7 protein-coding genes are annotated in these 9,690 nt (G+C 48.7%); 5 read left to right on the forward strand and 2 right to left on the reverse strand.

From position 1 onward, the window contains the following. The first annotated feature begins 52 nt into the window (after positions 1-52). The 3 genes from ACXAFR_RS24465 to ACXAFR_RS24475 all read left to right on the forward strand — a co-directional run bounded on the left by ACXAFR_RS24465 (position 53) and on the right by ACXAFR_RS24475 (position 4,257). Positions 53-943: a LysR substrate-binding domain-containing protein gene (locus tag ACXAFR_RS24465; RefSeq protein WP_475182065.1), complete on the forward strand. Its 891-nt coding sequence runs from the start codon at positions 53-55 to the stop codon at positions 941-943. A 121-nt stretch (positions 944-1,064) separates the two neighbouring features. Further along, positions 1,065-2,801: an SLC13 family permease gene (locus tag ACXAFR_RS24470; protein ID WP_475182068.1), complete on the forward strand. Its 1,737-nt coding sequence runs from the start codon at positions 1,065-1,067 to the stop codon at positions 2,799-2,801. Positions 2,802-2,907: 106 nt separating this feature from the next. Continuing rightward, positions 2,908-4,257, forward strand: coding sequence for a UDP-glucose dehydrogenase family protein (locus tag ACXAFR_RS24475; protein ID WP_475182069.1), 1,350 nt, complete (start codon positions 2,908-2,910; stop codon positions 4,255-4,257). 58 nt (positions 4,258-4,315) lie between these two features. On the opposite strand, the gene argS is transcribed toward ACXAFR_RS24475, so the two are convergent. Beyond that, complete coding sequence (argS, locus tag ACXAFR_RS24480) at positions 4,316-6,052, reverse strand: arginine--tRNA ligase (RefSeq protein ID WP_475182071.1); 1,737 nt, start codon at positions 6,050-6,052, stop codon at positions 4,316-4,318. Between the two features lie 100 nt (positions 6,053-6,152). Continuing rightward, a complete protein-coding gene (gene ilvY / locus ACXAFR_RS24485; protein WP_475182073.1) occupies positions 6,153-7,040 on the reverse strand; it encodes an HTH-type transcriptional activator IlvY in 888 nt (295 codons plus the stop codon). A 153-nt stretch (positions 7,041-7,193) separates the two neighbouring features. Here ilvY and ilvC point away from each other — a divergent pair, with 153 nt between their 5' ends. Beyond that, the gene (gene ilvC / locus ACXAFR_RS24490) at positions 7,194-8,210 is read left to right on the forward strand and encodes a ketol-acid reductoisomerase (RefSeq protein ID WP_475182074.1); all 1,017 of its coding nucleotides are present in this window, start codon (positions 7,194-7,196) and stop codon (positions 8,208-8,210) included. Between the two features lie 109 nt (positions 8,211-8,319). Further along, positions 8,320-9,171 (forward strand): CDP-diacylglycerol--serine O-phosphatidyltransferase, encoded by an 852-nt coding sequence (gene pssA, locus ACXAFR_RS24495; RefSeq protein ID WP_475182077.1) that lies wholly within the window; start codon positions 8,320-8,322, stop codon positions 9,169-9,171. The last annotated feature ends 519 nt before the right edge of the window (positions 9,172-9,690 follow it).

Consider the following 9,690-nt stretch of genomic DNA (forward strand, 5'->3'; position numbering starts at 1 on the left):
AGGATATTATGGATTTTAATATCGTTTTTTTAGGATTTCTTGTGAGGACCTATTGCGATCGTCTAAGTACACCATAAAGCAGTTGGAGGTTTTTCTCGCGGTGGCTCGTGAAGAGAGCATCAGCAAAGCCGCAGAAAAGCTGCACATGTCTCAATCTGCAACCAGCGCTGCGTTGTTGGACTTTGAAGGGCGTTACAGTATTCAATTGTTCGACCGTAGCGCTAAGCGTTTGAAACTAAATAGTTTTGGACATTCTGTCCGTGCGAAGGCAGAGCAACTGTTACGCCAAATTTACGACTTCGATCGTGAACTCCGAGGTCAGGAAGACAGTGGCCATCTTCGAGTTGGTGCGAGCTTCACAATTGGTAACTATTTGGCCATACAGTATCTGGCGGACTTTCTACGGGAAAACCCCGCAGCTGAGGTGCAGTTTGTGGTTGGAAGTACTCCTGAAATTGTCGCTAAGGTGCTAAATTTTGAGTTGGATATCGGCTTGATCGAAGGTGAGCTTCAACATGAAGAGTTGCAGTTGACCCCATGGCGAGAAGACGAAATGCAAATTTTTTGCAGTCCAGACAGCCCATACGCGGGCAGTGGTTGCCTTTCTGATCAGCAACTGCTGGAAATTCCCTGGATTTTGCGGGAAGCCGGCTCCGGACATCGTCAGACTTTCGATCGAGCGATGCGGGGCCTATTGCCTAATTTGCATATTTTGCTGGAGTTACCTCACAACGAGGCGATTAAAAATGCGGTCAAGGCGGGTCTCGGGGTTGGATGTCTGTCCCAGATTGCATTAAGTGAGGAAATTGATCGTGGTGCGGTGGTTCCGCTTACTGTGAGTGAGCGGACAATGTTTCGAAATTTCTATTTTGTCGAACATCGTCGGGTAAATCGCACCGCAGCCGTTGAACGTTGGTTGCAGCTTTGTGGTCACAGTGCCTGATTTTTTTGTGCGCTGGGTCAAGCCACTTCGGATAGACATTGCTCTTGGGGCGAATTCTCGGGCATAGTGCCGCGCTCATTCATGTGTCATTGATATTTTACGGTATGGATTTGCAGTTTTGATGGATGCTCACGCCGACACGATCGTCGCCCTCAATCTGGTTGCTATTGTTGGGTTGTTGTTATTTTCCAATTTACGCCCGTGGATGATTTTTCTCGGATCCAGCGGAATCTTGTTTCTATGCAATATTCTACCGCTGGAAACGCTCACCCAGGGTTTCACGAATTCATCTCTAATCGTTTTGGTCATGTTGTATTTCATTTCCATTCCGATGGAGCGGACGTCAATTATGCGTCGCATGACCCAGTTCGTCTCTTCTGGGAGTGCTTCGGGCTCTATTCTAAAGTTAGGTATTTTTAGCGCCACATTTTCCGCATTTGTTAACAATACGGCTGTTGTGGCGGCTCTATTGGGACCGGTTAAAAAGCAGCAGAAAATTGCGTCGTCTAAATTGCTCCTGCCTCTGTCATACGCGTCGATTCTCGGAGGAACGCTGACCTTAATCGGCACGTCGACGAACTTGATTGTGAACGGTTTTGTACAGCAGGCAGGTATGCCATCCCTGGGCTTTTTTGAATTTACCGCCATTGGGCTGCCCGTCACAGTGGTGTGTTTGGGGTTGATGGTGCTGTTCGGGGCTCGACTATTACCTGAGCGGCGTACGCAGGATTCCGGCGCGACCCAGGAGTATTTCTTGGAGAGGCGTATTGCTTCGAACTCGCCACTTGTTGGTCGTTCTGTGCAGGATAATGGATTACGTCAGCTGGAAAAAATCTTTCTGGTTGAGGTAATTCGTGATCATCAGGTTTATGCCCCTGTCAGTCCGCAGGAGATACTAAAAGCGGGAGATACTTTGGTGTTCACGGGCGATATCCATGCGATTGATTTGCTCGATGAATTTCAGGGGTTGGAATCGCTGGATCTGCTCGATGAACAGGTGCGTGACAATCTGGTAGAGGTCGTAGTTTCCCCATCGGCCAGCTTGGTAGGACGTACAATAAAAGAAGTCGATTTCCGCGCCCGCTTTGATGCCGCGGTGGTTGCCGTGCGTCGCGGTGACCAACGAATTGGTGGCGGCCTGGGGCGCTTGGAATTACAGGCGGGTGATGCCTTAGTCCTCGCCGTGGGGGATGATTTCAATCGCCGCCGGGAGATTGCCCCCGAGTTTATCGTGTTAGGAGGCGTTGAAACGAATCGTCTGATTGTGCCTATTAAAGAGTGGTCGATTTATGCGGGTTTTGCTCTGGTTATTATTTTGGGTGCGACGGGAATTTTTCCTCTCATAAAAGGATTGGCAATTCTTCTGTTGGGGCTGATGGCCTTGAAAGTGATCAGTCGCGAGGATCTAAAAGCACGATTTCCCTTTCAGCTCGTCATTGTTATTGGTAGTGCCTTGGGGATTTCCCGCGCCATGTTTGAAACGGGGCTGGCTGCAGATATCAGCCTCTATGCCGGGACAGTATTTAGTGGATTACCTCCTATCGGGGCTTTAATTGGTATTTTTCTCCTAACTTGGCTTTTTACCGAATTGGTTACCAACAATGCCGCAGCTGCAATTATGTTTCCCTTGGCGATGGCGATTTCGGATCAATGGGGCGACAACCCGATGCCATTCATTATGGCTGTTGCGTTTGGCGCTAGCGCCAGTTTTCTGTCACCCTATGGCTATCAAACGAATCTCATGGTTTACACCGCCGGGAACTACCGTATTGGAGATTACATCAAGTTAGGGCTACCGGTGCTTTGTGCGTATGTGGTTGTTTCCTTGACGATGATCAGCATTGTCTATGATGTGTAGTAGGGAAAAGGGTTTTTTCAAGCGCTGTTGGTGGTAAAGTGCTTAACGGTAAAGAATCCCTGTCATTAATAGGGACGTTATTTAGTTTTGGAGGATCGACGACACAATGAAAGTGACCGTTTTTGGTATAGGTTACGTGGGACTGGTACAAGCCGCAGTGCTGGCCGACGTTGGCCACGATGTCTGCTGTGTGGATGTCGACGAGGCGAAGATAGAAAATCTTAAGCGCGGTGTGATACCCATTTATGAGCCCGGGTTAACGCCATTAGTGATGGCAAATTATGAGGCGGGTCGTATCCGTTTCACCACGTCGGCAGAAGAGGGGGTAGAGTTTGGAGAGATTCAGTTTATCGCCGTTGGCACTCCGCCAGATGAAGATGGATCAGCCGATTTAAAATATGTGTTGGCGGTGGCTTCGTCTATTGCCACGCATATGGAAGAACCAAAGATTATCATCGATAAATCCACTGTCCCGGTCGGTACTGCTGATAAAGTTGCACAAAAAGTCTCTGCTGTGCTTGCCGAGCGGCAGAGCTCACTGAGCTTCTCTGTGGTTTCCAATCCGGAATTTTTGAAAGAGGGTGCAGCGGTATCTGATTGCATGGCGCCGAGCCGAATTGTTATTGGTGTTCGCCCTGGTGACGATGAAACATACATAGAAGGGGTAATGCGAGAGCTTTACGCGCCCTTCAACCGCAATCATGAGCGTATGATCTTCATGGACGCCCGCAGTGCCGAGCTAACCAAATATGCAGCCAACTGTATGTTGGCCACCAAGATCAGCTTTATGAATGAAATGTCGAATATCGCAGAGCGGGTTGGTGCTGATATTGAAAATGTTCGTCATGGTATCGGTTCCGATGAGCGGATTGGTTACCAGTTTATCTATCCTGGTGCCGGTTATGGCGGCTCTTGTTTCCCTAAAGATGTGCAAGCGCTGATTCGTACCGCAGATGGGATTGATTACAGTCCGGCGATCCTTAAAGCCGTTGAGGCGGTAAACTATCAGCAAAAACAAAAATTGTTCGGATATATCAATACGCATTTTCAAGGAAATCTTGCTGGCAAAACCTTTGCTGTCTGGGGATTGTCCTTTAAGCCAAAGACCGATGATATGCGCGAGGCATCCAGTCGCACGTTAATGGAAGCCCTTTGGGCCGCAGGCGCTAAGGTGCAGGCCTATGACCCTGAAGCGATGGAAGAATGTCAGCGGATTTATGGTGCTAGGGACGATCTATCCCTGATGGGTACTAAAGAATCTACCCTCAAAGGTGCAGACGCGTTAGTGGTTTGTACCGAGTGGCAGAATTTCAAAGCGCCAGATTTCAAGTTAATCAAATCCAGTTTGAGCTCTCCGGTAATTTTTGATGGCCGGAACCTGTACGATCCCCATCGTTTGGCTGAGCGTGGTATAGACTATTACGCCATAGGGCGAGGGCTGTCTGTCGCCCGTTGATCCTTGTATTAAAGGTGCATTGCCTCAACGTCCATTGGTTGGACGTTGAGGGCTCTAATTACATACGTTCGCTGGTTTCTATTCCCAACAAATTTAATCCTTCCTCTAATGTTTTTGCTGTCGTCATTGCGATTGACAGTCTGCTGCTTCTAGTTTCTTCGGGGACATCTGCTTTTAAGATCGGACAGGTTTCGTAGAAGCGCATAAACAGGCTTGCCAGATCATAAAGGTAGCTGCATAAAATGTGCGGAAAAGCCTCTTTTGCAACTTGGTCTAAGGTTTCTCCAAACTGTAGCAATTGTAAAGCTAGCGCCCGCTCGTGCGGATCGCTAATGGTCACTTCTCCCGTTGTGTTTTCTGCCTGGTCAATTTTGCGGAAAATGCTTTTAACTCTAGTGACAGCATACTGCAAATAGGGGGCTGTGTTACCCTCAAAACTAAGCATTGTCTTCCAGTTGAATATATAGTCGTTAGTGCGTGTTTTCGATAAGTCAGCGTACTTGACGGCCCCGATACCAACGATTTCTGCAATTCGTGATTTTTCTTCAATGCTGAGGTCAGTGGCTTTCTCTTCTACCAGGGCTCTCGCCCTTTCTACCGCTTCATCGAGCAGTTCCGCTAATTTCACCGTGCCGCCACTGCGAGTTTTAAACGGTTTTCCATCTGGTCCCATCATGGTCCCAAAGGCGTGGTGCTCTAGGCTCAGCTGAGTTGGTACGAAGTTGGCCTTTCTTGCGAGCAAGAACACCTGTTTCATATGCAGCGATTGACGAGCATCGATGAAATAGAGAATACGATCTGCGTTGAGCACATTTGCCCGATAGCGCAGGGCTGCAAGATCTGAGGTGGAGTAGAGGTAACCGCCATCCTGCTTTTGCACAATGACTGGGCTAGGATTGCCTTCTTTATCCGCGAGCTCTTCTAGAAATACGACTTGAGCACCTTGGTTTTCTGTTGCAAGTCCGGCTTCCTGAAGGGAAGTAACGATATCTGGCAGGTCAGGGTTGTAAGCGCTCTCTCCGTGTACGTCGTCTTCAGATAGAGTCACATTCAGGCGCTGATAGATTTCTGAACTGTGCTGTAAAGAAACCTCTCGGAATTGGGTCCACAGCTGTAGAATTCTTGGCTCCCCAGACTGTAACTGAACGACGTAATCTCTTGCCTTGTCGGCAAAACCCGGAGTTTTGTCGAAGTGCTTTTTGGCTTGTTGGTAAAAGGTCTCAAGGTCTTGTAAGGCGAGCTCAGGAGCTTGTCCGTCATCGAGATGATCTTCAAGTTCAGCGATCAGCATGCCAAATTGCGTGCCCCAGTCACCCACATGATTCTGACGAATCACGTTATGCCCCTGGAATTCAAGGACCCTCGCGACAGCGTCTCCAATAATCGTTGAGCGCAAGTGGCCGACGTGCATTTCTTTGGCGAGATTAGGGGAAGAATAGTCGACGACAATATTTTGTGGCTGACTTGTAGCCTCGTAGAGTAATCGCTCAGACGTGCGAGCTTTTTGCAGTCCGTCGGCGATCCAATTGTCGGATAGGTATAAATTAATGAATCCGGGGCCGGCGCACTCCGCGCGCGCAATCATAGTGTTTTCAGGCAACATTGCGATGATATTTGTCGCCAGCTCGCGGGGGTTGGTTTTCAGTGCCTTGGCCGCAGCCATGGCGCCGTTTGCTTGATAGTCACCAAATTTGGCGTTTTTCGCGGGAGTGACATGGGGCTGGCAGTGCTCGGGAACTCCTGCAGCCTGCATGGCAGTCTGGATTATTTGATTGAGCGCGTCGCGAATATGCATAGTTTAAACAGTAAGGAAAAAGGAAACGGGGAATTCTAACTGGCTGAATGCCGCATTCATAGTTTTGCCCATGCGGAGGCCTAGTTTTTTGATGATTGACTTAAAGGCTTTCCCAAAATGCTGAAATTACGGGATTTTGTAGGCGACGCCGGAGCGCGCACAGGCCGATTTCAAAACTGCCAAGCTCGTAAGGTGGCGATAGGATCTTTACGGAATCCATCAGTGGACTGTTATTCAAAACCAGCTCAGGAACCACGCCAATCCCAAATCCCAGGCTGACCATGCTAACGATGGCTTCATGGCCGGCGACTTGCGCGTAGATTTGAGGCGGCGAGGGCAGGGATTCAAACCAATTGTCGAGCCGTTCTCTCACTACGCCGGCTTCAGAGACAATCATGGGGGTCTTTTGCCACTCGGCATCGGATATCGGAGCGGTCAATGGACAGTGGAGGCTGGGTTCGTGTGGCGCGATAAACACCAAATGGCTGTCGGCCATGCGCCGAAAAACCATGTCTCCAGGGAGTTTTTCTGGGCAAGCGATAATCGCGATATCTTCCGTGCCGGCAAGTATTCGGTTGATGCCGTGGGCGGGATCACCGGTATGGAGTTTCAAATCGATACGGGGGTGCAGTTTTCGAAAGTCACTCAGAATGTCATACAGAAAACTATAGCTCGCAGTAACAGAGCAGTAGATGGCGATTTCCCCACGAATATAAGCGTCGTCATCCCTCATTTCGTCTAGAAAACCATCCCACCCTTCGATGGCGCCGCGAGCGAAGTCTTGGAGCTGAACACCGGCATTTGTGAGTTCGACACGTCGATTATCTCGATAGAACAGCACAACACCAAGATTTTCCTCAAGGTCCTTGATGGTGCGGGTTAAAGAAGAGGGGCTGGTATTGCATTTTTCACTGGCTTTGGCGAAATGCAGCGTATCGGCAAGCAAGAGGAACTGCCGTAGAGATCGATAGTGAATGTCTTTCATCATGGAATGAGTGTTTCGTAAACTGCAATAATGTATTTCATTTAATTCATTTTACGCAACAACACGGTTTGATTACACTTGCCGCCAGCTAAAACTTGTTAAGCGATATGTTCAGTGTCCGATGCGAGGCTGCATCCACCAATTGAGGAGTTCCGAATGAAAGTCTATTACGATAGCGACTGTGATCTTTCCATAATTCAGGGTAAAAAAGTTGCGGTTATTGGCTATGGTTCTCAAGGCCATGCCCATGCTTGTAACCTGAAAGATTCAGGTGTTGATGTCACCGTCGGTTTACGCACAACGTCATCGTCGGTGGCTAAAGCTGATGCCCACGGATTAAAGGTTGCTGATGTAGCTACGGCGGTAAAAGAGGCTGATCTGGTGATGATCCTGACGCCTGATGAGTTTCAAGGGCAGTTGTATCGCGATGAGATCGAGCCAAACATTCGTCGTGGCGCTACTCTGGCCTTCGCTCATGGATTTTCTGTGTTTTACAATCAGGTTGTGCCACGTGCGGACCTGGATGTCATCATGATTGCCCCTAAGGCTCCTGGCCACACGGTACGTAATGAATTTGTTAATGGTGGTGGTATTCCCGATTTGATCGCTGTTTGGCAGGATGTTTCTGGCAAGGCAAAAGAGGTCGCGCTTTCTTATGCCAGTGGTGTTGGCGGTGGACGCTCCGGCATCATCGAAACGACCTTTAAAGACGAAACCGAGACAGATTTGTTTGGCGAACAGGCGGTTCTGTGCGGCGGTTGCGTTGAATTGGTCAAGGCTGGCTTTGAAACGCTCACAGAAGCGGGATATGCTCCCGAAATGGCGTATTTCGAGTGCTTGCATGAATTAAAGTTAATCGTGGATCTCATGTACGAAGGTGGTATCGCCAACATGAATTACTCGATTTCAAACAATGCGGAATATGGCGAGTATGTGACTGGTCCAGAAGTGATTAATGATGAGTCTCGCGAGGCGATGCGTAATGCGCTCAAACGTATTCAAAACGGCGATTATGCGAAGATGTTTATTTCTGAAGGCCAAACAAACTATCCTTCTATGACCGCTCGTCGTCGAAACAATGCGGCTCATCCCATTGAGCAGGTTGGGGAGCAGCTTCGCTCGATGATGCCTTGGATTGAGGCGAATAAGATCATCGATAAAACCAAGAACTAAAAGTCAGAACAAAACGCGGCATAAGCCGCGTTTTTTTTGTTTGCTTGCAGTTTGTGGCTCGGCTGGGATGATCGCGCGTACACACAGGACCGGAATTTGAGGAAAGGTTATGGCAGACAATAGCTCACAGGATCAAACTACTGAGCCTTTAAAGGCAAAGAAACAAGCCGCAGCGGATGCCGCTCGCTTGGAAGATCACTTGATCCCTTTCGATGAGCATTTTGAAGAGGAAAACGTAGACGGCAAGCGGGTGCGCAGAAAGGGGATTTATTTACTTCCCAATCTCTTCACTACAGCGGCGCTCTTCAGCGGCTTCTATGCAATTATGGCGTCCTTACAGGGCAACTTTGAAGTGGCGGCGCTCTCAATATTTGCTGCAATGGTATTCGATGGCCTTGATGGGCGAGTCGCACGATTGACGAACACCTCCAGTGAATTCGGCATTCAATACGACAGCCTTTCCGATATGGTGTCCTTCGGGGTGGCTCCGGCGGTTGTCATGTATATGTGGGCACTGATCGATCTTGGTAAGTTTGGAATAGGCGCCGCCTTTGTATATGTCGCGGGAGCAGCGCTACGTTTGGCGCGTTTCAATACTCAGGTCGGATCCGTGGATAAGCGCTTTTTCATTGGGCTCGCAAGTCCTGCTGCAGCCGCCGTTGTAGCCGGTATGGTTTGGGTTGGCTACGACGTCGCCATGTCAGGCAGACCATCATTTGTTGCCGGGATCATAACTGCGCTGATGGGTATGCTGATGGTTACCAACGTACGCTACATCAGTTTTAAAGAGCTAGACCTGGGTGGACGCGTACCCTTTGTAATGATTTTGCTGGTTGTGATTATCTTTGGCGTTGTATCTATCGACCCTCCAAGGATTCTACTGGTTATGTTTGGTGCCTATGCCCTCTCTGGCGTTATAGGTTGGGCCTGGAACTTGTTTCGAGCGAGGCCAACAAGCTGAATGCGACAGCATGCAGACCCTTGCGTTAGGCGGTTCAGAAATTAATTTAAAAAAAATTAAATTAGCGGTTGCAGGGCGGTCTAGCCTCTGTATAATGCGCGGCTCTTGAGGGGGCAGCGACGCATTTCAAGAAGATGTTTTCAGAGATTTAAGTCTTTGAAAAAGATTGAAAAAAACGCTTGCCAAACTTAAGAAAGCGCGTAGAATTCGCGGCCCTTAACAGGGTGAGGTGGCAGCCACCTCAGGTAGTTTTGAAAGCTTTTAAGCCTTTCAAAATTAACTGAAAAAAAGAGTTGCCAACCTCGAAAAGATGCGTATAATTCGCATCCCACGGTTCAGGGGCTAAGCCAAAAAGCTTAACTCAAAACCGAAAAAACACAGAAGCCTGGCGCTCTGTGAGCTTATTAAAAAGACGATCAAGCAATGCGTGTGGGCGCTTGTGGGGCGATAAGGCAATACATTATCGTTCACAAGTGACCTGACAATTCATAACGTGAAGTGTAAAGGTTCAATTGCGAA

The organism is Pseudomaricurvus sp. ABR4_320, from assembly GCF_056159445.1.

Coding starts and splice junctions, on each gene's coding strand:
- pssA (WP_475182077.1), top strand. CDS start 8,320: ATGGCAGACAATAGCTCACAGGATCAAACTACTGAGCCTTTAAAGGCA.
- argS (WP_475182071.1), bottom strand. CDS start 6,052: ATGCATATTCGCGACGCGCTCAATCAAATAATCCAGACTGCCATGCAG.
- ACXAFR_RS24475 (WP_475182069.1), top strand. CDS start 2,908: ATGAAAGTGACCGTTTTTGGTATAGGTTACGTGGGACTGGTACAAGCC.
- ilvY (WP_475182073.1), bottom strand. CDS start 7,040: ATGATGAAAGACATTCACTATCGATCTCTACGGCAGTTCCTCTTGCTT.
- ilvC (WP_475182074.1), top strand. CDS start 7,194: ATGAAAGTCTATTACGATAGCGACTGTGATCTTTCCATAATTCAGGGT.
- ACXAFR_RS24470 (WP_475182068.1), top strand. CDS start 1,065: ATGGATGCTCACGCCGACACGATCGTCGCCCTCAATCTGGTTGCTATT.